Genomic DNA, 22,888 nt, shown 5'->3' on the forward strand with positions numbered 1-22,888 from the left:
TGACCCGACCTCGGTTCGCCCGCTTAGCGGAGGCGAAACCTCCTTGAAATCCCCTGGCCGAAAGGGGTTCTACGCTGAGGTGAAGGGCTTTCGGCGGACCGCCGGCGGCCAGGGGAACAGGAGGCGAGCGGGTGGTCGATGTCCCGCAGTGGCGCCCGGCGCGCGGCACCCGTCTGCGCACGGTGGGCGACGGAGAACTGGAGCTGCGTCACCGGGTCGTGCACGGCTACCGTCGTGCCTTCCGCATGGCCGGCGAGGGCCCGGCGCTGGTCCTCATCCACGGCATCGGCGACTCCTCGCAGACCTGGGCCGAACTGATCCCCGACCTCGCCCGCACCCACACCGTCATCGCCCCCGACCTCCTCGGCCACGGCGCCTCCGACAAGCCCCGTGCCGACTACTCGGTGGCCGCGTACGCCAACGGTCTGCGCGATCTGCTGAGTACGCTCGGCATCGAGTCGGCGACCCTGGTCGGGCACTCGCTGGGCGGGGGAGTGGCGATGCAGTTCGCCTACCAGTTCCCCGAGCGCACCGAACGGCTGATCCTCGTCAGCGCGGGCGGAGTCGGCCGCGAGGTCAACCCCGCCCTGCGGCTGGTCTCGCTGCCGGGCGCCCATCTGGCGCTGTCCGCGCTCCGGTTGCCGGGAGCGCGCTTCCAGGTCGGCCTCGCCGTCGGTCTGATGAAGCTGCTGGACACCGATCTCGGCCAGGACGCCCCCGATCTGCTCCACCTCGTCGACGCCCTGCCGGACGAGACCGCGCGCAACGCCTTCATCCGCACCCTGCGCGCCGTCGTCGACTGGCGCGGCCAGGTCGTGACCATGCTCGACCGCTGCTATCTGACGGCCGGCATGCCGACGATGCTGCTGTGGGGCGACCGGGACAGCGTGGTGCCCGTGCGGCACGCGTACGGCGCCCACGAGGCGATGCCCGGCAGCCGGCTGGAGATCTTCGAGGGGGCCGGACACTTTCCGTTCCACAGCGACCCCGCCCGGTTCCGCGCGCTCGTCGAGGAGTTCACGCGTACCACCGCCCCGGCCGACTGGAGCCGCGACCACTGGCGCCGGCTCCTGCGCGAGGGCGGGCCCGGCACGGGGGCGACGGGTGCGCAGGACGGCACGGAACGGGACCTGCGCGGGGCGAGCGAGCGCAGCGCGACCTGACGGCCGTACGAACAGGCCCGGAAGGCGGTGGTCGGCCGGGAACGCGGTCCTACGGCCCCAGATAGCCCAGCGACGCCTCGATGCGGCCGGCCAGGTGGTCCCGCTGGCCCCGTTCCCGCGGCGACGAACCCGGCAGCCAGGTCCGGCACTTGCTGGCCAGCAGCAGGCCGAAGCTCTCGGCCTCCCTCTCGTCGGTCAGGTCGAAACGGGTGCGCGCGGCGACGCTGCGCACCGTCGCCTGGAGATCCGCCCCGTCGCTGAGTAAACGGGCCGCGACCGCGGCGCCCTCGACGTGGTGGCCGCAGTGGCCCGCCTTCATGTGCCACAGCTCGTGGCCCAGGATCACCAACTGGTGCTCAGGCGCGGTGCGTTCCTCGATGACGACGAGGTCCTGGTCGGCCATGTCGAGCCACAGCCCGCTGGCCGTGTCTGCCGGGAAGGAGGCCATGCGGAAGTGCACGGGGCGGCCGCGCCGTCTGCTCATCCCGTCGCACAGGGCGGTGTACAGGTCGGCCGGCACGGCGGGCGCCGGCAGGGTCAGTTCCGCGACCAACTCGCCGCTGAGACGGCGCATTTCCCTGGCGATGCTCACAGTTCTCCCCCGGATCACGACTCGGGCCGCTTCACGCTCTCCAGAAGCATGTCCAGCCACTCGGCGACCTTGTCGCGGTGCTGGTCGGTGGGCAGCTGGGCGGCCCGCCACGCGATCCCGCGCACGCCGTGGTCCTGGAGCAGCCGCTCCAGGGGGTCCTCGGCGGCCGCGGCCGCCTCCCGCGCGGCGAGCTTCTGGAGCAGCTCCTGCTCGATGTGCTGGAGGGCTCCCGCGAGCGCCTCCGGGTCCTCGGCCGTGAGGAAGCCGGCGTGCACCCGGAAGAAGCGCTGGAGGGCGTCGCAGTGCTCCATCGTGGGCCGTCGGTCGCCGTTGATGAGGGCGCCCGCCTGCTGGCGCGACATGCCGGCGCCGTCGGCGATCTCCTGCTGGGTGTGCTTACGGCCGTTCGGCTTGAGCCGGGTGCGGCGCAGCAGGTCCAGGCGCTGGAGGAAGCGGGCCTGCACATCGGGCTCACCGGCGGGCCGGCCGCTCAGCAGGGCCTTGACCACCGACTCCGGGACACCGGAGGCGACGGACAGCCGCCCGGTGCCGAAGACCTCCGCGTGCGGCACGCCGAGCCGGTCGGCGAGCGCGGCGACACGGGCGACGACGGCCGACATCAGCACCGTCGCCGCGGCGCCCGGAACCTCGAAGCCATCCTCCGACACCGACAGGTCTCCTAGGTCTCTCACGTCCCTCTCACAGGCACACGATCACCAAAACGGACGGTCGCCGTGAACTGCGTGGAGAGTAGCCGGTCTTTCGAACTCACATCCAGGTCTCGCCACAACTGTGGCCAATTTCAGCCGTCAACCAGCACGGAATGCCACGATAGTTGACACCGCTCGCGTCGGGGCAGCAGGATCGGGGCGCCGCGTGAAGGCCGCATAGGCAAGAGGGGTGACCTCCCGATGGCATATCAGGCAGGAGGGCAGCGGTCCGCACCGCGGCCCGTCCCCGAGAGTCTCGAGGCCCAGGCGTACCTGCACGACTACGCCACATACCTGGAGGCCGTCCCTTTCCCGTCCGTCGTCCTCGACCACCGCTGGGACGTCGTTCTCTCCAACGACGCTTTCGCGTCACTTTTCCGGGAGGTGGGCCCGCATCCGACGGCCCTGCCCGGCGACAACTTCCTCCGTTTCGTCCTCTTCCATCCCGACGCCCCCTCGGTCCTCGGTGACCACGAGGCCGGCTGGTGCCTGCCGATGCTCGCCCGGTTCGCCGCGGCCGTGGAGCGGCACGGTCACGACCACGGGCTCCAGGCGATCCGCCGCGACATCGCCCAGGATCCGATCATGGAGGCCGCCTACCGCCACGGGCTGCCGCACTGGATCCGCGCGGTCGGCGAGGAGGCCGTCGAGCACGACGGGGCGGTCCGGCCCCTTCTGCATCCCGACCCGCGCTGGGGCGCCACGGAGTGCCGCATCGTCGGCGACACCCCCAGGACTCTGCACGACATGGGATACACCCGGCTGACGATGGTGCTGCGGTCCACCCGCCCGGCCCCCGTGCCCCGCAGGACACGCGGCGCGCGCCGTACCGCGAGCCACCTCAGCGTGGTCCCGGCCCCCGAGGCCTGACCGGGCACCGTCGGCGTTCAGGTCGCCGACGGCGCCCTGGTCGGCACCGCGCGCACGTTCAGTGCGGTGGAACAACGTCCGACTTCGTGAGGCGGTCCACGGGAGTGCCGCGCTTCGCCGCCTGGATCTGCTCGTACACATGGGTCCGCAGTTCCGCGAAGCGCGGGGCCACCCGCGTGTGCAACTGGTCGCGCTCCGCCGGGAGATCGACCTTCAGCTGTTCCCGGACGACCGTCGGCGAGGCGGACAGGACGACGACCCGCTCGCCGAGGTAGACGGCCTCGTCGATGTCGTGCGTGACGAACAGGATGGTGATCCCGCGCTCCCGCCAGAGTCCCCGGACCAGGTCCTCCAGGTCGGCGCGGGTCTGCGCGTCCACGGCGGCGAACGGCTCGTCCATCAGCAGGACCCGGGGCTCGTAGGCGAGCGCCCGGGCGATCGCCACCCGCTGCTGCATCCCGCCCGACAGCTGCCACGGGTACGCGGAGAGCGCGTCCTCCAGGCCGACCGAGCGCAGGGCGTCCGCGACCAGCTCCCGCCGTCGGCCTTTGGGCAACCCCTTCTGCTTCAGCGGCAGTTCGACGTTCTCGCCGACCCGCATCCACGGGAAGAGGCTCCGCCCGTACTCCTGGAAGACGAACGCCATGTCCGGCGGCGGCCCGGTCACCCTGCGTCCCTCCAGGAGCACTTCGCCGGAGGTCGGTGTGAGCAGCCCGGCCATGCACTTCAGCAGGGTCGTCTTGCCGCAGCCCGACGGGCCGACGAGACACACGAGTTCACCCGCCTCGACGGTGAAGGTGAGGTCGCGCACCGCCTCGACCCGGCGCCCGGACCCCTCGTAGACCTTCCGCAGGCCGGACACTGCAAGACGCGGGTGCATGGAACGCCCTTTCGCGAGGGTCACGGGGACCGCCGGGTGGATGCGCGCAGACCGTGGTACCAGCCGAGCACCCGACGCTCGACGACCTGGAAGAGCACCGACAGGACGAAGCCCAGGAGACCGAGCACCAGGATCGCGGTCCACATGTCGGGGATGGCGAAACCCCGTTGGAACTGCACGATGGTGAAGCCGAGCCCGTTGCTCGCGGCGAACATCTCGCTGATGACCATCAGGATGATGCCGATCGACAGCGCCTGGCGCAGTCCCGCGAAGATCTGCGGGCTCGCCGACGGCAGCACCACGCTGCGCAACCGGGCGACACCCGAGATGCCGTACGCCCGCGCCGTCTCCGCCATCACCGGGTCCACCGCCCGTACGCCCTCAACCGTGTTGAGCAGGACCGGCCACACACATCCGCTCGCGATCACGACGACCTTCATGGTGTCGCCGATGCCCGCGAACAGCATGATGACCGGCACCAGGACGGGCGGCGGCACCGCCCGCAGGAACTCCAGGACCGGCTCGCACACCGCCCGCACCCGGCGGTAGGAGCCGATGACGGTGCCGAGCGCGATCCCGACGACGGCCGCCGTCGCGTAACCGCCGAGGAGCCGCAGCACGCTCGGCCGCACATCCGCGCGCAGCCGCTCTCCCGTCCACACGTCGGGGAAGGCCTCCAGGATCGTCCGCAGCGGCGGCCAGTACACGTTCGTACTGCCGTCGGACGCCACCCACCACGCGGTGACCAGCACGGCCGGCAGAGCGAGCGTGAAGAGCAGCCGCAGCAGGACACGCCGCCAGACTCCCGACCCCGCTCGGACAGGGGATGTGCCGGTCACAGCGCCACCTCCCCGCGCACCGACTGGTGCCAGGCCAGCGCGCGCCGCTCCACCGTCCGGGCGCCCACGTTGATCAGCAGCCCCAGCACCCCGGTGACCACGATCAGGGCGTACATCTCGGGCACCGCCTGCGAGGTCTGCGCGACCGCGATCCGCGCGCCCAACCCCGGTGCCCCGATGACCAGTTCGGCGGTGATGACGAGGATCAGCGCGACGGCCGCGGCGAGCCGCACGCCGGTCATGACGTACGGCAGCGCGGTCGGCCACAGCACATGCCGGACCCGCGCCCAGGTGCCGAGCCCGTAGGAGCGCGCGGTCTCCTCGGCGACCGGGTCGACGTCCTGCACGCCGTACAGGACCTGGATCAGGATCTGCCAGAAGGAGGCGTAGACGACCAGCAGCAGGACCGAGCGCAGTTCGGTGCCGTACAGCAGCACGGCGAGGGGGATCAGGGCGACCGACGGGATCGGGCGCAGGAACTCGATGGTCGAGGCCGTCGCCTCGCGCAGGTGCGGGACGACCGAGACGATCACGCCGACCACGATCCCGGCGCCCACCGCGATCGCCAGACCGAGGGCCCAGCCGGTGAGGGTGTCGCCGAGCGCCGTCCAGAAGGCGGAGTCGGCGAGTTCGTCGCCCAGCGCGTCGGCGATGCGGCTGGTCGGCGGGAAGTAGGCCTCCTTGACCAGCCCGAGCCGCGGCACCGCCTCGCCCAGGGCGAGGAAGGCCGCGAGTCCGGCCGTACCGAGTGCGAGGTTCGCGCCTCTCACGGCAGCAGCTTCTCCAGGTCCGGGGTCGACTTGAAGAGCTTGTCCTGCTCGCCCAGCTTCTCCAGCGCCTCGATCGACGAACGGTCGGCCTCGGCGGGCCACTTGGGCAGCGTCACCTGTGCCAGCACCGACGTCGGGATCTTGGTGTAGGTGGTGACGATCCCGCGGACCTCGTCCGGGTGCGCGTCGGCGTAGGCGAGGGACTCCGCGGTGGCCTCCTGGAACTTCTTCACCACGTCCGGGTTCTTCTGCGCGTACTGCGTGGAGGTGAAGTACATGGCGACGGTGAGGTTCGGCGCCACGTCCACCAGCGGCGAGGCGATCTCCACACCGCCCTGGCTCTTGACGGTCGCCAGGGCCGGTTCGACGACCATCGCCGCGTCGATCTGCCCGCTGTCCAGGGCGGCGGGCATCTGGTCGAAGGCAAGCTCGACGAACTTCACCCGGTCCGGGTCGCCGCCCGCCTTGCGCACCGACTCGCGCACCGCGGTCTCGTTGATGTTCTTCAGGGTGTTGATGGCGACCTTCTTGCCCTCGAGGTCCTTCGCGGACGTGAGCGGGCTGCCCTTCTTCACCGTGATCGCGCCGAAGTCCTTGCCCTGCACGCCCGTTGAGGCGATACCGTTCGAAACGGCCTGCACGGGCACGCTGTTGGACTGCGCGACCATCAGGGAGGTCATGTTGCTGAAGCCGAACTGGAACTGGCCGCTGACGACTCCGGGCACGATCGCCGCGCCGCCCTGCGCGGTGGTGATCGACAGCTTCAGGCCGTGCTTCTCGTAGAAGCCCTGCTTCACGCCCAGATAGACGGGCGCCACGTCGACGATGGGGATGAGTCCGAGTTTGACGGTCGTGGTGCCTGTGGACGACGAACTCCCGGTGGACGTACCGGAGTCGTCGGACGAGCCACAGGCCGCCGTGACGAGCAGGAAGGTGCCGGCCGCGAGACCGGCGAGCAGACGACGCAAGGCTCCTCCTGTGCAGACAACGGTGTTCCGACAGGCTGTGCGCACACCGCACAGTAGTGCTCAACTGGCGTGCAGGGAACGTAGAGCCCGCCGTCCGACGGGGTCAATGGTTTTGGCTGACGAAATTGTTGACAGTCGGGCGCCGGCGGCCCGCCCCTCGGATCACAGGTCCAGGACGAGTTTCCTTCCCCGGCAGCGGGACACGCAGATCATCATCGTCTCCCCGGCCTCCCGCTCCTGCGGACCGAGCACGGAGTCCCGGTGCTCCGGCGTGCCCTCGAGCACGTCGGTCTCACAGGTGCCGCAGGTGCCCTCCGTGCAGGAGTAGAGGACTTCGACCCCCGCCGCGCGCACGGTGTCCAGCACGGACACGCCCGCCGCGACGGTCAGCGTCCGGCCGCTCTGCGCGAGCTCGACCTCGAACTCGCCGTCCTCACCCGCCGGTTGCTTCCTCGCCTGGAACCGCTCGACCTGGAGCGCGCCGGCCGGACAGCGCTCCTCCACGGCGTCCAGCAGCGGACCCGGGCCGCAGCAGTAGACGAGGGTGCCCTCGGGCAGCGCGTCGAGCACGGAACCGAGGTCGAGCAGACCCGTCTCGTCCTGCGGGGCGACGGTGACCCGGTCGCCGTACCGCGCCAACTCCCCGGCGAACGCCATGGATTCGCGGGTGCGGCCGCCGTAGAGAAGGGTCCACTCGGCGCCCGCCGCCTCGGCCGCCGCCAGCATCGGCAGGATGGGGGTGATCCCGATGCCGCCCGCGACGAAGCGGTAGCGGGCCGCCGGGCGCAGCGCGAAGTGGTTGCGCGGACCGCGCACCCGTACCTTGTCGCCCGGCCTCAACTGCTCGTGCACATACGCGGATCCGCCCCGCCCGGCCGGCTCGCGCAGCACCGCGATCCGCCACGCGGAACGGTCGGCCGGATCGCCGCACAGCGAGTACTGGCGCTCCAGCTCCGGGCCGAGGACGAGGTCCACATGGGCGCCCGGCTCCCAGGCCGGAAGCGGTTCGCCCAGCGGGTGGCGCAGGGTGAGGGCGAGCACCCCGTCGGCGGCGAACTCGCGCCCCGCGACGACCAGTTCGGCTTCGTACACGCTCATGAGTCGCTTCCTCGCGGCTGGTGTCCTTCGGGGTGGCCGAGCATCCACTCCCACATCTCGATCGGATCCTGCGAGGTGTGCTCGGCGCCGCAGTGACAGGTGCCGTGCAGCACGTCGGTGCCCGGCAGCCAGTCGATGCGGTAGATCTCGCCGGTGGGACCGGTGCTCACAGGGCCTTCTCCACGGGCTTGTCGCCCTCCTCCACCAGCCGGGCGAGGATACGGCGCGCGGCCAGGCCGCCGGTGTCGATGTTGATGCTCAGCTCCTGGTAGCCGGCGCGTTCCGAACCGAGCGTCCGCTGAAGGAGGTTGAGCGCGTCGACGTCCTGCATGACCACCGTGTGGTTGTTGCCGCGCAGGAACGCGGTGACCTCGTCGTCGTCCGTCGCCCAGTCCCGCGAGACCATCCAGAAGTCGTACACCTTGCCGTCGGCGGACGGCGTGATCGCGTAGGTGATCTCGGTGTGGAAGCCGTTCGGGTCGCTGCCGTCCGCCTCGGGCAGGACGCCCACCGGCGCGATACGGCTGTGCAGCAGGTACAGACAGGGCGCGTGGTACTCGATGTCCTGCCAGCGGGTGATCCGGCCCTCGATGCCGGTCGAACGGGCGTAGAACGGCGGGCACTCGGCGTCGTCCATGTGCCGGCTCACCCGCACGATCCCCGCGCCCTCGTCGACCTCGGTGGTGATCGGCGTCTCGGCGACCTCGGGGGTGCCGATGTAGCCGCCGTGCAGATACGTCTCGTGGGAGAGGTCGAGGAGGTTGTCGACGAGCAGCCCGTAGTCCGCGTCGATGGGCTCCATGCCCTGGACGGTGGTCCAGCCGGGGGCGTCGAGGTGCCGGGCGCGCGGGATGGTCTGCGGGTCGGCGAGCGCCGGGTCGCCGATCCACACCCACACCAGGGAGTCCTGCTCGACGACCGGGTAGGCGGTGACCCGGGCGGTGCGCGGGATGCGTTTCTGCCCCGGCACGTACACACAGGCGCCGGTCGTGTCGTAGGTGAAGCCGTGGTAGCCGCACACGATGCGGTCGCCGTCCAGCCGGCTCTCCGAGAGCGGGAAGCGGCGGTGCACACAGCGGTCGTGCAGCGCGACGGGCGTCCCGTCCTCCTCGGTCCGATAGAAGACGAGCGGCTCACCCAGAATCGTCCGGCCGAGCAACTCCTCGCGCCCTACCTCGGTGCTGTAGGCGGCGACATACCACTGGTTCCTGGCAAAAGCAGTCATGTGCGGCATGAGCGGGTCCCGTCATCCTCGACGTCGTGTCGGAAACACCATGACGATGTCGCCTTCACCCCGGCAATAGGACTTCCGTGGGACGGAAACCCTCTGGTCAGCCGCTTGCCGCCTGCCACGTGGTATTCAGTTCACTTCACCTCGCCGGCCGAGACCGGAACAGGTGCCTTTCCGGCTCCACGCTCGCGGGGTCGAATCGGGGTCGAATCGAGCATGCTGACCCTTCCACGGGTCGACGCGCCCTCGTGCTCGTGTGTGCGGCCTCCTTCGGAGGCAGGCGTCTCCACCGCTGCTGGGCCGGAGGGGAAGTAGTGCCCGTGACAGTCGCCACCCGTGATCCACCTCGGGAATCCGGGTCTTCCGGAGCCCAGTTCCGGAGCGTCTGAACTGCCAGCTCCGATTGGCGGAGCTGTTGTTCCCGTCGTTCGCGGACGTCGCTGTGCTGTCGGTGGACGTGAGCATCGCGACAGTGCGTGTCGACACGGAAGGCACTGCGTTGTTCTGCGGTTGAACGTCCGCCGGTTCGCTGGGGAACGGATCGGGACATCTTCGAAGTCCCGTACGGCATCGAGGGCAGCGACGTCGGCGACCGATGGTTCGCCCGCCAAGAGCTCACCCCGCACTCCCCGTTCGGCTGGGGGGCTCTCGTACACGACCTTCGCGTTCGGCGGTCTCACCGTCACCGCCGACGGCGCGGCCCTGCGGGTGCAAGGAGTCGTCACGGACACTGGACCCGCGCCGGGGCGGCCGTGCCGCAGGTCTACGTCGGCCGCGCTGGCCAGGACGGCGTCGTCCCGCGTCTGGCCGCGTTCGACCGGGTGCACCTCGAAGCCGGCCGGAGCCGCTCGGTTGAGCTACACCTGGAACCCCGCGCACTCGCCCGATGGGACGACATAAGGGCGCCTTCCGCATCGCGGGCGGCGACTACGAGGTCGCAGTTCGCCACCATGCAGCACGCGGCCGCCGGCCACGGCTGGACGCCCTTCGTGTCCATGCAGGACCAGTACGGCCTGCTGGCGCGGGAGGAGGAGCGGGAGATGTTCGGCCTGCTCGCCCACTTGGGCGTCGGCTCCATCCCCTGGAGTCCCCTGGCCGGCGGCCGCGTCGCCCGCCCGTGGGGCCAGGGCACCACCGCACGGGCCAAGGCGGCTCCCGACACCGACTACGCCGGCCGCCCCCTGTTCGTCGACACCGACGAAGCCATCGTCGACGCCGTCCAGAAGATCGCCGACGCGCGCGGTGTTCCGATGGCCCAGGTCGCGCTGGCGTGGGTACTGAGGAACCCCGTCGTGTCCGCGCCCATCGTCGGCGCCACCAAGATCCACCACCTCACCGACGCCGTCGCCGCACTCGACCTCACGCCCACCGCGGACGAGATCGCCGCACTGGAAGATTCCTGCACCCCACGCCTGCCGACCTTCTTCTGATCGGTCGGCCAAAGGGCCCGGCGCTTCTCCCTGCGGGCCCTCCAGAACGTCCGGTACTGGTCCGGCGAGGGCTTGTTGCGCGTCGCTGCCTCGGCCGGGGTGAAGCGGGGCAGGATGTCCTCGGTCAGGGCCGGCAATGCCTGGCCGAAGCGCCGCCACCACATCTCGGGGTCCGTCGCCTCCCGGCGGGCGGCCAGTTCGTCCGGCAGGGCCGGCTGGGCGGGCAGGTGCTCGCGGGTGGACAGGACGCTGCGGCAGGCGAAGCACAGCAGGAACGAGGCCACGCACCGGCCCCGGGTGTATGGGCTGGGGTGGTGGTCCGTGCAGCTGGTGAAGGAGGGCGTCTCACCAGCCACTGTCACCGCCCTGTCCGGCGCGGGCCGGCCGAAAGGGGGGCCTGCCACTACCCCGCACACGGATGCCCCGCTGTCGACGTCCCGCACCCGCCGACGGCCATGCTCCGGCGCTCAAACCGCCCAGTCTGACAGGGCCGCGTCGCGTGGGACGGGTGGGAGAGGCACAACGCGGCCTGCCACACGGCTAGGAGCTGTCCGGTCGATCATGTGACTTGGAGTGTCATGAGCTATGATTATCGTCGTGATGACGATAAAAGACAGTGCGAACGCGGCCGAGGTCCGGGCGGCGCTGGGTCTGGGCGAGGAACACCGCGAGTGGACGGAGGCGCTGGAGCGCACCCCCGTCGGCGCCGCTGTGGCCGAAATCCCCACAGGGCAGCAACTGGCCTCCCTGCTCACGCAGTTGAAGGTGCCGGCCGAGGACCAGGCGGAGGTGGCCGAGGCGGCGGAGAAGGCCACCGAGCCCGGCACGCCCTGGTTCTGGCTCCTGGAACGCACGGTCGCGGCCCTGCGCGCCGGGATGGGCCTGGACACCCCCATGCCGTCGCGCCCCCTTCTCACCGGCCACGGCCCGACCGGCCGATGGCTCACGGTGCTGGCCTGCCTTGCCGCTGTACCGGATGTCCGCGCCCTGCACGCGACGATGGAGGTGCCGGACGAGGTCTCGTGGGCGAGCCTGGGGATCCTCGGGGAGAAGGTGGCCGTGCGGCGAAGGACGCTGGAGGCAGAGGGAGCTGAGGTCGAGCCTCCCTTCCCGTTCGACGACTACGTCCTGCCGGTGTTCCAGGGCCGCCGCTACCGCCTCGACGGCCTCGACTGCCGAGCGTCGAACGTCTCCATCGAGGTACGGCTGCCCTACGGCACCGAGCCGTTCGCGATTCCCGCCGACAGGGCCTGGGCTCACGAGATCCACTACTTCTTCTGCCGCCTCCCGCGGCGGTACGCGGACGGGGTTCGCTTCGGCTACGACGCCATCCCCTGCTACGTCGGCAGCTGGGTCAACGACCCTGCTGTGGCAGATTTCTTCCCCCAGGACCACGAGATCCGCCGCTTCACCAGCAAGTACCAGTACATCAACCACAACGGCCCCGGCCCGGCAGACAAGACGGGCCTCACACCCGGCGACCGGGATGCACTGGAACACGCCTTCGGGCAATCGCCTGCGGATCGCCCTACAGCCCTCTGCCTGACCCCCACCACCCCCGTGCAGCGAGCAGTCCTGGAACACCTGCAAGCCGGCAACCACTGGTCTTTGGACTACAGCGGGCAAGCCATCTGGGACTACTCGCCGTCTCCCCGCAGGACGGCATGAGCTGAGCGGCAGTCGGGGCGGAGCGCACCGACCGCGCAGGACGCAGTGTCAGCGGCTCTCTCCCCTTCGTATCCCCGGGTGACCATTGGCGGGCCGCCCTGCCCACGCACGCCACCAGCGGGCGACTCAGGCGCTCCGGGGCCGCCGTGCGCTCGTCTTCTTCGCCGCGCTCAGCTGGTCACAGCCACTCGTTGAGGACTGCGACCAGCACGGTCGCCAGCGGACCGCGAGCTTGTCATACCGCATGGCTACAGCCCGGTGGCGCTTGAGGCGGTTGCGGACGCGGTAGATCCGCGGAACGTGCCACCCTTCCTTCGACGTCTTGATGAGGACATGCTGAGTGGAGGGGGGCAGAATGATCGAGACCGTGTTGCGCAGTGAGGACTTACCGGTCACTGATCGGTTCGAGTGGTGGCGGGAGCTGACGTCACACACGCTCATGCCCACGGAGATCACCAGCGACCATGCCGATGACTTCCGGGCCTGCATCCGGCAGCTGGATCTTGGAGCCGTTCAGGTGTCGGTGCTGTCCTCCGTCATTGCGCTCGCGTCGCACGCCGGCGTTGGTGCGTCGGTCCGACCCTGAGCTGTACCACCTGGCCCTGACGCTGAGCGGTCGGCAGAGCATCTCCCACGGCAGGCGTGACGCGTTGGTGGGGGTCGGAGACCTGTTGTTGTACGACACGTCGCATCCGTGTGACGCCTCGGCCTTCCCGGATGACGGCGGCGCGGTCGAGGGGATCGTCGTGAACGTGCCCCGTGCGGCGATTCCTTTCTCCGCGGCGAAGGTGGACCGCCTCTTCGGATTGCCACTGCCGGGCAGTACCGGCATGGGGGCCCTCCTGTCACAGTTCTTGACCCGACTGGAACCCGAGTCCGACTCCTGCCGGGCGCAGGACGCCATACGTCTGGGCGGCGTCACGGCGGACCTGATCACCGCGTTCCTCGCGCACCACGCGGACACCGAAGACGGCGTTCCACCCGAGAGTCGCCAGCAGGCGCTGACGGCCGGCATTCACTCCTTCATCGAACGCAACCTGGGCGACCCCGAGTTGTCGCCCGCCGCAGTCGCCGCCTGTCACCACATCTCCGTGCGGTATCTGCACCGGCTGTTCCAGCCGCAGGGTGTCACCGTAAGCGCGTGGATCCGGCAGCGGCGCCTGGAGCGCTGCCGCCGGGACCTCGCCGATCTCCGACTGTCCGACAAGTCCATCGGCTTCCTGACCGCACGCTGGGGCTTTGTCCATGCCTCCGAATTCACCCGCGCATTCCGCAGGGCATACGGAATCCCGCCGAGCGCCTACCGGCAAGAGGCGCTCCACGGCGAACAGTGCACCGACCGCCAACAACGCGCACCCAGCGGACCGGACGATCTCGAGCCCAGATAGCAGAAAAGTACCGTTGACCTGGCAGGCCTGCATGAATTCGATTGTGCGGTCCTGCGTTTTGCGGGTGGTTGGTTCGGAAAAATCGGGGCGCCTGTGGGGCGTTTGGGCGGGGCTGCGGGAGCTGGGGCACCCCTCTGGGGAGAGGACTGGCGGGGCAATGATCTGGACGGCGTTTTCGACGGAGCACCTGTCGGGGACCGAGCGTTTCGACTACTGGTACTCGATCGTCTCCCAGGCCCACTTCCGCACCACGATGGCCAGCGATCACCTGGATGACTTCCTCGCCAGCTCCCATGCGCTGCACCTTGGCGACATCCAGACCTTCGCGCAAAGCTACCCGCCCATGCATGCGCGCCGGACCCCGGCGATGATCCGGCAGAGCGATCCGGAGGTGTTCCAGCTGTGGCTCACCGTCCGTGGGGAGGCCGGGTTCAGCCAATCGGGTCGGCACGTCGACGTCGGCGAGGGCGATCTGGTGCTCTACGACTCCTCTCGGCCCTGCCAGGCCTGGACCGCCGCCCATGACCACCCGGAGGTCTCCTCGCTGATCGTGCAGATACCCCGGGCCAGACTGCCCCTGCATTCCAACAGCCTCGACCGGCTCACCCTGACCCGCATTCAGGGGCAGACGGGCATCGGCGCGCTGTTCCGCCACTACCTCACCGATCTGATGAACCACGCGCCGCAGTACGAGGAGTGCGACGCGCTCCGCCTCGCCAACGTCACCCTGGACCTGCTGAGCGCCATGCTCGCCCAGGCCGCCCGGACCGAGGACCTCCTGCCGCCCGAAACGCAGCAAACCGTCCTGCGCACCCGGGTCGACGCGTTCATCCAGCAACACCTCGCGGATCCTGGCCTCACACCGGCTGCCATCGCAGCCGCCCACCAGATCTCCGTCCGCTACCTCCACCGGCTCTACCAGGGCCAGGTGACGACGATCGCCGACGGCATACGCCGCAGCAGACTGCAACGCATCCACCGCGACCTGGCGGACCCCCGCCTCAACGCCCGGTCCATCAGCGCGATCGCCGCACGCTGGGGCTTGCTGGAACCGACATCCTTCAGCCGCGCCTTCAAGACGCTGTACGGCATCACACCGCGTGACCACCGGCAGCAGAGCCAGCACCGCGGAATGCCGACAGTGCGCTGAGTGCCAACAGCCGGTCACGGAATGCCAACAACCCTATGAACATGTCAAGCAACATGTGCATTCACCGCTCCCCGTTCACTCACGGGGAGACAGTCACGGATCTCAGGGGATGACCATGACACGACGCTTTTCGTTCAGCGGGGCCCGTAGGAAGCTGGCGGTCGCGGCTGCCGCCGCCGGTATCGTGGTGGCCTTCTCCGGCCAGGCGCAGGCGGCCACTTACTACCAGCAGACGTCCGACGGCTGTGCGTCCGTGTACGGCGACTACAACTGGTGGCAGGTCGGAACGGCCGGCGGTTACGAGGTCTTCGACACGAGCTGGGACTTCACGATCTGGGACAACTGCTCCGACAACAAGGGCGCAGGGCTCTACACCACGTACTACAAGTGGGAGAACGGATCCTGGAACTGGCACAGCTACACCAAGCTCGGTTCGGACAGCAACGGTGCCAACGACACTCCCGGCTACGCCAAATCGCAGGGGTACAGCGTCCGCGACGTGCGGCTGTGGGTCTGCTTCGTCGGTGACGCGTCGTCGTGTGTGATGGTTTGACAGGTTAGAGGAGCGGGCTACGGCCAGGGCGTGTTCGCGCAGCGGGACGTCCTGCCGTTCCCGCGTCGCGGCGACGTGGTTGAGGAGACCGGGCGATGGCGCGGTCGCCGTCGCCCGCGTCGCTGGTGAGAGCCGGTCAGCGGCGTAGGCGATGTCGGCGGCGGGGGTCGAGCGGACGTATGGACGGCTGATGTTTTCTGGTCAGACAGTTACAGTCAGGACCCCGCTCACAGGGGCTGTGTCGTGACACGGGCTTCCTCCCTGGCCGGCCCGGGAAGCAGACCCTCTGCATGAAGCCGGACTGCGCCGATGTACTCGACGAGGCCCGCTGCCCGCTGCCACGCCGCGTGTTGTGCCTCGAGGGCACGCGGTACTCAACTCCTGGCCTGCTGCCGCCCCGAACCGCAGCGGCAAACCGCCGCCCGCAGGACTGCCGGACACTCTGCCCGGTCGCCCGGATCCGGTCATTCGGATGGAAGATTGCCAAGACGCTCGGCCATGCTCAGCTCGAACTCCTTGTCCTTACCGAAGCCGGCGGTGTTCAGCTTCGTGAGCATGGCCTGCGCTTCGGGCCAGGTGTCCACCCCGGCGAGCACATGGTTCGAGACCCAGAGATCCCCTTCCGAGGGGACGCCGGCGCGCGCGTTGACCAGCTTCTTGCCGGTCTCCAGCGCACGCTTCTCGAAACGGCTCACGCGCTCGGCGAAGGCGTCGACGTACGCGTCGAGTTCACCGTCGGGAACAGATCGGTTGACCCAGCCGTATCGCTCGGCGATGTCCGCGTCGAAGTCGTCCGCGCCGAGGACGATCTCGAGGGTCCTGGAGCGTCCCACGAGGGCGGCGAGCCATTCGACGCCGCCGCCGCCCGGGATGGAGGAGCCGGCGACCTCAATCAATGAGAACACCGCCCGTTCCCTCGATGCGAAGCGCATGTCGCAGGCAAGGGCGAATTCGAACCCTTGCGCCCGGGCGCGGCCGCGCACCTTTGCCACGCTGAGCACGGAGGACTGTGCGAGTCGGGTCACGAAGGTCGGCCAGTGGTCGAACGACGCGCCACCCGGTTGGTCCGCTGCCCCATGACCGCGCTCAACGTCGTGGTGGTTGACGAAGAAGTCCTCGTCTCCGCTCTCGAAAACGACGATCTTGAGATCGGTGTCGTGCTCGATCTCGTCCATCAGGACGTTCAGTTCCGCGAACATCTCCGGGTCGAAGAGGTTGAACGGGGGGTTGTGAATGACGATCCGCCAGTAGGCAGGCGATTGGCGGATGACGCTGAGTCGATCGGTGACGGTCATGGTGTGTACTCCGTTCAGAGGATTGTTGCGGGCAGGACGAGGCGAGCAGGCCGACAGAATGGGAGTGCCTGGGGGGAGGCAGCGGAGGCCGCTGCCTTCCGGGGCTGATCGGGCTGGTGTCCTGGGGGGGGGCAGGACGAGCGGATGCGGTCTTGCGGGCGGCCCCGGCGGCTGTATGCGCGCGTCCGACGTCATCCGGACGCTGGGTGCAGGTGGCGGGCGCGGAGCGTCGCGAACGGGCACCGAGTGCAGGACGGATTCATGTCCTGCGTCTGCCGGGGAGGCCGGCTGGAGTGCCGATTCAGGCGGCGGCCTTCGACAGTGCCTCGAACTCGTCGTCGGTGAGCTCGACGCTCGCGCCGGCGAGGTTGTCCTCCAGGTGCGCGACGCTCGACGTGCCCGGGATGGGGAGCATGACGGGGGAGCGCTTGAGGAGCCAGGCGAGGGCGAGTTGCGACGGTGAGGCGTCGTGCTGCTGGGCGAGTTCGGTGAGCGGGCTGCCTTCGCCGGTGAGCTGTCCGGTGGCGAGCGGGAACCAGGGGATGAAGCCGATGCCCTGCTCGGTCGACCAGTCGAGCAGTTCTTCCGAGGAGCGGTCGGTGAGGTTGTAGAGGTTCTGCACGGAGACGATCGGCGCGATCGCCTGCGCCGCCTTGACCTCGGCCACGGTGACCTCGCTGAGGCCGATGTGTCGGATCTTGCCTTCGTCCTGGAGCTTCTTGAGTTCGCCGATCTGGTCCTCGAGCGGGGTGCCGGGGTCGATGCGGTGGAGCTGGAACAGGTCGATGCGGTCCACCCCGAGGCGGCGCAGGCTCATCTCGGCCTGCTGGCGGAGGTAGGCGGGGCGGCCGACGGGCGTCCAGAGATCGGGACCCTGGCGGGTGAGGCCGGCCTTCGTCGCGATGACGATGTCGTCGCCGTAGGGGTGCAGGGCTTCGCGCAGGAGGGGCTCGGTGACATCGGGGCCGTAGCTGTCGGCGGTGTCGAAGAAGTTCACGCCGAGCTCGACGGCCCGCTTGAGCACACGGACGGCTTCGTCGTGGTCCTTCGGCTCGCCCCAGACGCCCCTGCCGGTCAGCTGCATCGTGCCGTAGCCGAGGCGGTTGATCTCGAGGTCGCCGCCGAGGCGGAAGGTGCCGGAGGCGGCTGCGGGGCGGGTGTCGGTCGTCTTGCTCATGGGGGTGGTCCCTTCGGATCGGATATCCGGACAGGTCGCGTACCCGTTCGTGGCCGGGGCACGATGACCTGACCGTGTGGCATGACCCCACGATGCAAGGTTGACATTTATGTCAGGGTCAAGCCGGGTCGGGGTGACCCGCCTCTCGGCAGGGCACGTGCGGCTCCCGTTTGTCCTTCTATCAGTGTCAACGTTTGACCCTGGGGTCACGACGACAGCACGGCACCCCGACCACGCGGTCCAGCTTCCCCGGCCTCCCATGACGCCGCGACCGTGAGCGGGGCCGGGTGAACCAGACGTGAAGGACCTGGCCCGCCTGTACGCCGCGTTCGCCCGCGACAAGGCCAACGGCACCACCGAGGCGACCACGTTCGCCGACGCCGTACGTCAGCACCACCTCATCGACCGGATCCAGCGGTCGTCCGAGGAGTTCTCGGCATGAGAGACGGGTGGCACCGCATCGACCGGACGGGCTGATCGCGATCGGCCGGGTCCGTTCCGACGACTGGCTGGCTGGATGGCTACGCGGCGCCGGTGGTGCTCCGTGCCGACGTCGCTTCGCTGACGGCGCCGATGTAGCTGTCGATGGCGTCCCGGTTCCGGGTGAGGCAGTCGATGCGGTGTGTCATCCGGTCGCGCTCGACGGCGAGGAGTTCGAGCAGTTCCGGTTCGGCGTCATCGACGACGATCTTCAGAGGGCTGCCGAGGCACGGCAGCATCTGCTTGATGATCCGGGTGGGAATGCCGCTGTCGATCAGCCCGCGGATCTGGGTGACCCGGCCCACCAGGTAGTCGTCGTACTCGCGGTATCCGTTGGGCAGCCGCCGCGGTTCGATCAGCCCCTGCGCCTCGTAGTAGCGCAGTGACCGCGCGGGGGTGTCCGTCAGCTTCGCCAGCTCTCCGATGCGCATGTGGCCGTCCTCACTTCCCGTCTGCGGCTCCGGGTTTGACCTTGACATCAATGTCAACCATGCACCGTAAGGTTATGACTCGAGTACAACAGGCGCCCGCCCCCACTGGCCAGTCGCGTCGCCTTCCGCTCAGCGGGCTGCTCGCCCTGGCGGCCGGCGGCTTCATCACCATCATGCTGGAGACGATGCCCGCGGGAATCCTGCCGGCGATCAGCGGCGACCTCGGGATATCCGAGTCGGCCGCGGGCCAGACAGTGACCGTCTTCGCGATCGGATCCATCGTCGGCGCCATCCCGCTGATCAGCGCGACGATGGGGTGGCCGCGCAGGCGGCTCCTGCTCCTGGCGCTGGCCGGATATGCCGTGACCAGCGTCGTCACCGGCCTGTCCGGCAGCTTCGTCCTCACCCTCGCGGCCCGGTTCGTCGCCGGACTGTTCGCGGGCGTGCTGTGGGCGATCATCGCGCCCTACGCCCGGCGCATGGCGGCACCGCACCAGCAGGGCAAGGCCCTGACCATCGCACTGGCGGGCACCCCGATCGCGCTCGCGATCGGCACCCCCCTCGGAACGCTCCTGGCCGGCCTGATCGGATGGCGCGCCACCTTCGGAGTGATGACGCTGCTCGCCGCTCTGGTGACCGTCTGGGTGCTCGCGGCCGTGCCGCACTTCCCCGGACAGGCCAAGGGGGAGCGCACGCCCGTCGGCCGGGTCTTCGCGATCCCCGGCGTGGTCCCGGTCCTCGCCGTCGTCTTCCTGTATGTGATGGCGCACAACGTGCTCTACACCTACATCGCCTCCTTCCTCGCCCCCGTCGGCCTGGACGGCAGCGTCAGCGCCGTGCTGCTCGTCTTCGGCGTCGCCTCTCTGGCCGGCATCTGGATCACAGGCGTCCTCATCGACCGCCACCTGCGGCTTCTCATGATCGGCAGTACCGGGCTCTTCGCGCTGGCGGTGCTCGCACTCGGCCTGCTGGCCTCCCTTCCCGCCGTCGTCCTCCTCAGCGCCGCGCTGTGGGGACTCGCCTTCGGCGGAGCCGCGAGCCTGCTACAGACCGCCGCCTCCAACGCGGCCGGTGACGCCGTGGACGCCGTCCAGCCGGTCATCGTGACGGTCTGGAACATCGGCATCGCCGGTGGCGGTGTCGTGGGCGGACTCCTCCTCGGCGGCTCCGGAGCCGCGTCCCTGGCCTGGGGAACCCTCGTGCTCCTGGCCGTCGCGCTCGTCATCACCGTCACCGGACGGCGCCACGCCTTCCCCGCCCACCGCGGCTGACCCGAGGCCACGCCGCGCACGCAGCCCACCACAGACCCGAAGGAGACTCCGCAATGTCCGCATCCACGCGTTACTGGGAACTCGACGTTTCCTCTGACTGCCCCCGCTCGCCTCTGTGACCCGTCCTAGCAGGTCACAGCCTCATCGCCCCCACACAAGCGCAGGTCAGAAAGGTGCGCTAGCTGGTCGCATCGTCGGGGCGGGCGTCACGGGGGCGCAATACGGCTTCCGTCTCGCGGAGGGGGCTTGGTGAACAGCCTGGTCAGGACGTGGGTTCTTCGCCGTCGAACTCAGCACCGCGTGGCCTGAGCACTCGTGGGGCTGCGTCGCACGGTCGACGTTGCTCATGCGGGGCACAACCCTTTGTCGACGTCGCGAGTCTCCGCCGGTGATCACGTTGTTGTGATCGCACCGACGAGGAGACCATCATCACCGCCATACGAAAGACCTTGACCGCCACCGCAGTTGTCGGCGCCGTCCTGGCGGGTTCGGCCGCCTGCGGCACCGTGGAGCAGCTCACCGCCGGTAAGAAGCTCGACGAGGCCTTCGAGAAGCTCGCGAGCGAGAAGTCGATCTCCTTCGAACTCGATCTCGACACGGACCCCCAGAGTCTGAAGGCGCTGGACGCCTCGACGGATCCGGAGCCCGGTGAGGAGCTGCCCGACGAGGTCGCCGACCTGTTCAGTGGCGCCAAGATCAGTGTCACCGTGCAGTCGAAGAAGCCGATCGGGGAGTCCGGAGAGAAGGACTACGTCGGGATGGCGCTGAAGATCAGCACCAAGGACGGCGACCTCACCGAGTACCGGGTCGTCGGCGACTACACCTATGTCCGCTCCGACGTGAACGCCCTCGGCAAGGCAATGGGCTTCCCTGTGCCGTCGATGAAGGACCTGCCCCCGGAGGCGAGCGGGCTCAAGAAGGTGCTTGACGGTGAGTGGGTGAAGGTCAACACCAAGGAGATGGAGCAGACCGCGGCCGAGATGGGAGCGGAGCCCGGTGCGACGCCCGCGCCGGAGCCCACCCTCGACGCCAAGGCGCAGAAGCAACTGCTGGAGGCGCTGCGCGAGACCATCGCCCGCGAGGTCGACTTCAAGACCGCCGGTGGCAAGGACGGTTCCGAGCACATCACCGCCACCGCTCCGTTCCGTACGCTGGTCACGAAGTTCCTCGGCGAGATCCGTCCGCTCGCGAAGAACTTGCCGCCGGGCATGGAACTGCCCACGGACGAGGACCTCAAGGACGCCCCGAACGCCAAGGTCACGGCGGACTTCACGCTCAAGAACGGCGAGCTGACCCAGGTCTCCGTCGACCTTGCCAAGCTGGCCGAGAACGCCAAGGTGAAGAAGCTGGGCCTGGTGGTGCGGATGAGCGAGGGCCAGAAGCCCACGGCCCCGGCCGGCGCCACCGAACTGAACATGGACGAGATCCTGGGCGGGTTCGGCGCCGCGATGATGGATGAGGAGGGCTTCACCGAGGACGCGGCATAGCCGCGCCAGGCCACGCCGCGCCAGGCCACGCCAGGCCACACACGCACGGCGGCGAGCATGCCCAAGTTGCCTTCGTGGTGATCCGGTCGTGGGCCCGACACCCCGCCACCTCGACACGGCAGTATCGGGGCAGGGCCGGTGCCGGGAGTTCTCGCGCTCGCTGACCCGCGTGCGTGGTCGTCGACGCCGACGGCCCGGCTCCGGAACCACCCCACCCTGGTGCCGGCGGCCGAGGGCCGAATGGCTGGCACGGATGCGACAAGGCCGGTTCGTCTGCCACACCATCGAGGAGAAGAAGGCCGCAGGGGCGACACCGGGGCGTGCTGCGCACCGCGGCCACCACCAGGTGACCGACACCCTCCGGAGGCGGATGTGACAGTGAACCGGCTGGGCCTGGTCGTGCACGGCGGACGTCCGGAAGCCGTGGCGGCGGCCGGTCTCGTCCGTGGGTGGTGCGCGGAACACGCCGTGCGATGCGCGGACATCGACGTGTGGCACGACGGCGGGCGGCGCGGCGCCCTTGAGGAGGTCGAGGCCGCGGGCCACCCCGACCTGGTGGTGACCCTGGGTGGCGACGGCACCTTCCTGCGCGGCGCCCGCCTGGCCGCCGAGAACGACGCCCTGGTCCTGGGGGTCGACCTGGGCCGGGTGGGCTTTCTGACGGAGGTGTCGGCGTCCGCGGTGCGCTCGGCGCTGGACGCGGTGCGGGAGGGCCGGTTCGAGGTCGACAGCCGCATGCTGCTCGCCCTGCGCGCCTCACGTCGGCTGGAGGTGCCGGCGGGCATGGAATCGCTCATCGAGTACGGCCGGGGGCCGCTCCTGCCGCCTCCGCAGGTGCGGCCCGACTGCGAGGTCGACAAGGACTGGGGCATCCCGCTGGACGTCACCGCGCTCAATGACATCGTGGTGGAGAAGCTGGTCAGGGACCGCCAGGTGTCGGTCGGGGTCTATGTCTCCGGGCGGCTCCTGGCCTCCTACTCGGCCGACGCGCTGCTCGTCGCCACGCCGACCGGCTCGACCGCCTACAGCTTCGCCGCCGGCGGGCCCGTCGTCTCGCCCCGGGCGCAGGCCCTCGTCTTCACGCCGGTCGCCCCGCACATGGCCTTCGACCGCTCGGTCGTCACAGCCCCCGACGAGCCGGTCGGTCTGCGCCTGCTGGAACGTTCGGGGCCGGCCGCGGTCAGCATCGACGGCCAGCTGCGCGGTGTGCTCGAACCGGGGGACTGGATCGGCGTGTACGCCGCCCCGCGCCGCCTGCGGGCCGTCCGGCTGGGCCCGATGGACTTCTACGGCCGACTGCGCGAGCGGATGAACCTGACCGACGCCCCGGCCGCGGTGGCGGACGGTTCCCCCGCCCCGCTGTGGTCGTTCACGACGCCACCACCCGGAGACCTCGCCCATCTGACCTTGCTGACGGCCCCGGGCGGTACCTGACCG

At 69.6% G+C, this 22,888-nt stretch carries 24 protein-coding genes and 1 pseudogene; 13 read left to right on the plus strand and 12 right to left on the minus strand.

Annotated elements, in window-relative coordinates; genetic code table 11:
* Positions 1-131: 131 nt before the first annotated feature.
* Positions 132-1,163: an alpha/beta fold hydrolase gene (locus tag G9272_RS36885; protein ID WP_171400553.1), complete on the plus strand. Its 1,032-nt coding sequence runs from the start codon at positions 132-134 to the stop codon at positions 1,161-1,163.
* Positions 1,164-1,212: 49 nt separating this feature from the next.
* On the opposite strand, the gene G9272_RS36890 is transcribed toward G9272_RS36885, so the two are convergent.
* Both G9272_RS36890 and G9272_RS36895 read right to left on the minus strand, forming a co-directional pair.
* A complete protein-coding gene (locus G9272_RS36890; protein WP_171402336.1) occupies positions 1,213-1,737 on the minus strand; it encodes a toxin-antitoxin system, toxin component in 525 nt (174 codons plus the stop codon).
* 32 nt (positions 1,738-1,769) lie between these two features.
* Positions 1,770-2,375, minus strand: a complete 606-nt coding sequence (locus tag G9272_RS36895; RefSeq protein ID WP_171402337.1) for a helix-turn-helix domain-containing protein — start codon at positions 2,373-2,375, stop codon at positions 1,770-1,772.
* Between the two features lie 291 nt (positions 2,376-2,666).
* Here G9272_RS36895 and G9272_RS36900 point away from each other — a divergent pair, with 291 nt between their 5' ends.
* The gene (locus G9272_RS36900) at positions 2,667-3,335 is read left to right on the plus strand and encodes an MmyB family transcriptional regulator (protein ID WP_171400554.1); all 669 of its coding nucleotides are present in this window, start codon (positions 2,667-2,669) and stop codon (positions 3,333-3,335) included.
* A gap of 58 nt (positions 3,336-3,393) precedes the next feature.
* Here the strand turns inward: G9272_RS36900 and G9272_RS36905 are convergent, their stop codons facing one another.
* From G9272_RS36905 to G9272_RS36935, 7 genes are all read right to left on the minus strand, one after another.
* Complete coding sequence (locus G9272_RS36905) at positions 3,394-4,215, minus strand: ABC transporter ATP-binding protein (protein ID WP_171400555.1); 822 nt, start codon at positions 4,213-4,215, stop codon at positions 3,394-3,396.
* A gap of 20 nt (positions 4,216-4,235) precedes the next feature.
* The gene (locus G9272_RS36910; RefSeq protein ID WP_171400556.1) at positions 4,236-5,054 is read right to left on the minus strand and encodes an ABC transporter permease; all 819 of its coding nucleotides are present in this window, start codon (positions 5,052-5,054) and stop codon (positions 4,236-4,238) included.
* Positions 5,051-5,824, minus strand: a complete 774-nt coding sequence (locus G9272_RS36915) for an ABC transporter permease (RefSeq protein WP_171400557.1) — start codon at positions 5,822-5,824, stop codon at positions 5,051-5,053. Before G9272_RS36915 ends, G9272_RS36910 begins: the two co-directional genes overlap by 4 nt.
* Positions 5,821-6,792, minus strand: a complete 972-nt coding sequence (locus G9272_RS36920; RefSeq protein WP_171400558.1) for an ABC transporter substrate-binding protein — start codon at positions 6,790-6,792, stop codon at positions 5,821-5,823. Before G9272_RS36920 ends, G9272_RS36915 begins: the two co-directional genes overlap by 4 nt.
* A gap of 162 nt (positions 6,793-6,954) precedes the next feature.
* Positions 6,955-7,890: a PDR/VanB family oxidoreductase gene (locus G9272_RS36925; RefSeq protein WP_171400559.1), complete on the minus strand. Its 936-nt coding sequence runs from the start codon at positions 7,888-7,890 to the stop codon at positions 6,955-6,957.
* Positions 7,887-8,060 (minus strand): hypothetical protein, encoded by a 174-nt coding sequence (locus G9272_RS36930; protein WP_171400560.1) that lies wholly within the window; start codon positions 8,058-8,060, stop codon positions 7,887-7,889. Before G9272_RS36930 ends, G9272_RS36925 begins: the two co-directional genes overlap by 4 nt.
* On the minus strand, positions 8,057-9,124 hold the full coding sequence (locus G9272_RS36935; protein ID WP_171400561.1) for an aromatic ring-hydroxylating dioxygenase subunit alpha: 1,068 nt from the start codon (positions 9,122-9,124) through the stop codon (positions 8,057-8,059). The genes G9272_RS36930 and G9272_RS36935 overlap by 4 nt, the downstream gene beginning before the upstream one ends.
* Positions 9,125-9,873: 749 nt before the next feature.
* On the opposite strand from G9272_RS36935, the pseudogene G9272_RS46260 reads away from it, so the two are divergent.
* The 7 genes and pseudogenes from G9272_RS46260 to G9272_RS36965 all read left to right on the plus strand — a co-directional run.
* Positions 9,874-10,005 (plus strand): annotated as a pseudogene (locus tag G9272_RS46260) (fibronectin type III-like domain-contianing protein); the annotation flags it as partial.
* Between the two features lie 66 nt (positions 10,006-10,071).
* Positions 10,072-10,551, plus strand: coding sequence for an aldo/keto reductase (locus G9272_RS36940; RefSeq protein WP_367398585.1), 480 nt, complete (start codon positions 10,072-10,074; stop codon positions 10,549-10,551).
* A 600-nt stretch (positions 10,552-11,151) separates the two neighbouring features.
* Positions 11,152-12,219 (plus strand): acyltransferase domain-containing protein, encoded by a 1,068-nt coding sequence (locus G9272_RS36945; protein ID WP_253268268.1) that lies wholly within the window; start codon positions 11,152-11,154, stop codon positions 12,217-12,219.
* 355 nt (positions 12,220-12,574) lie between these two features.
* Positions 12,575-12,805 (plus strand): hypothetical protein, encoded by a 231-nt coding sequence (locus tag G9272_RS36950; protein WP_171400564.1) that lies wholly within the window; start codon positions 12,575-12,577, stop codon positions 12,803-12,805.
* Positions 12,786-13,607: a helix-turn-helix domain-containing protein gene (locus G9272_RS36955; protein WP_216377847.1), complete on the plus strand. Its 822-nt coding sequence runs from the start codon at positions 12,786-12,788 to the stop codon at positions 13,605-13,607. Before G9272_RS36950 ends, G9272_RS36955 begins: the two co-directional genes overlap by 20 nt.
* Before the next feature lie 157 nt (positions 13,608-13,764).
* Positions 13,765-14,757, plus strand: coding sequence for a helix-turn-helix domain-containing protein (locus G9272_RS36960; RefSeq protein ID WP_216377848.1), 993 nt, complete (start codon positions 13,765-13,767; stop codon positions 14,755-14,757).
* A 115-nt stretch (positions 14,758-14,872) separates the two neighbouring features.
* A complete protein-coding gene (locus G9272_RS36965) occupies positions 14,873-15,310 on the plus strand; it encodes a Tat pathway signal protein (protein ID WP_253268060.1) in 438 nt (145 codons plus the stop codon).
* A gap of 464 nt (positions 15,311-15,774) precedes the next feature.
* Here the strand turns inward: G9272_RS36965 and G9272_RS36970 are convergent, their stop codons facing one another.
* Together G9272_RS36970 and G9272_RS36975 are read right to left on the minus strand one after the other, a co-directional pair.
* On the minus strand, positions 15,775-16,605 hold the full coding sequence (locus G9272_RS36970) for an enoyl-CoA hydratase/isomerase family protein (protein ID WP_171400566.1): 831 nt from the start codon (positions 16,603-16,605) through the stop codon (positions 15,775-15,777).
* Positions 16,606-16,906: 301 nt separating this feature from the next.
* Complete coding sequence (locus G9272_RS36975) at positions 16,907-17,782, minus strand: aldo/keto reductase (protein ID WP_171400567.1); 876 nt, start codon at positions 17,780-17,782, stop codon at positions 16,907-16,909.
* A gap of 298 nt (positions 17,783-18,080) precedes the next feature.
* Here G9272_RS36975 and G9272_RS36980 point away from each other — a divergent pair, with 298 nt between their 5' ends.
* Entirely contained in the window at positions 18,081-18,224 is a 144-nt protein-coding gene (locus G9272_RS36980) for a hypothetical protein (protein ID WP_171400568.1), read from the plus strand.
* Between the two features lie 79 nt (positions 18,225-18,303).
* Here G9272_RS36980 and G9272_RS36985 read toward each other — a convergent pair whose 3' ends face one another.
* Positions 18,304-18,693, minus strand: coding sequence for a MerR family transcriptional regulator (locus G9272_RS36985; protein WP_171400569.1), 390 nt, complete (start codon positions 18,691-18,693; stop codon positions 18,304-18,306).
* A gap of 74 nt (positions 18,694-18,767) precedes the next feature.
* Here G9272_RS36985 and G9272_RS36990 point away from each other — a divergent pair, with 74 nt between their 5' ends.
* From G9272_RS36990 to G9272_RS37000, 3 genes are all read left to right on the plus strand, one after another.
* On the plus strand, positions 18,768-19,964 hold the full coding sequence (locus G9272_RS36990; RefSeq protein WP_216377849.1) for an MFS transporter: 1,197 nt from the start codon (positions 18,768-18,770) through the stop codon (positions 19,962-19,964).
* Positions 19,965-20,413: 449 nt separating this feature from the next.
* On the plus strand, positions 20,414-21,451 hold the full coding sequence (locus G9272_RS36995) for a hypothetical protein (RefSeq protein WP_253268061.1): 1,038 nt from the start codon (positions 20,414-20,416) through the stop codon (positions 21,449-21,451).
* Between the two features lie 372 nt (positions 21,452-21,823).
* The gene (locus G9272_RS37000) at positions 21,824-22,885 is read left to right on the plus strand and encodes an NAD(+)/NADH kinase (RefSeq protein ID WP_171400571.1); all 1,062 of its coding nucleotides are present in this window, start codon (positions 21,824-21,826) and stop codon (positions 22,883-22,885) included.
* Positions 22,886-22,888: the final 3 nt, after the last annotated feature.

The sequence above is a fragment of the Streptomyces asoensis genome, assembly GCF_013085465.1.
Lineage (GTDB): Bacteria > Actinomycetota > Actinomycetes > Streptomycetales > Streptomycetaceae > Streptomyces > Streptomyces cacaoi_A.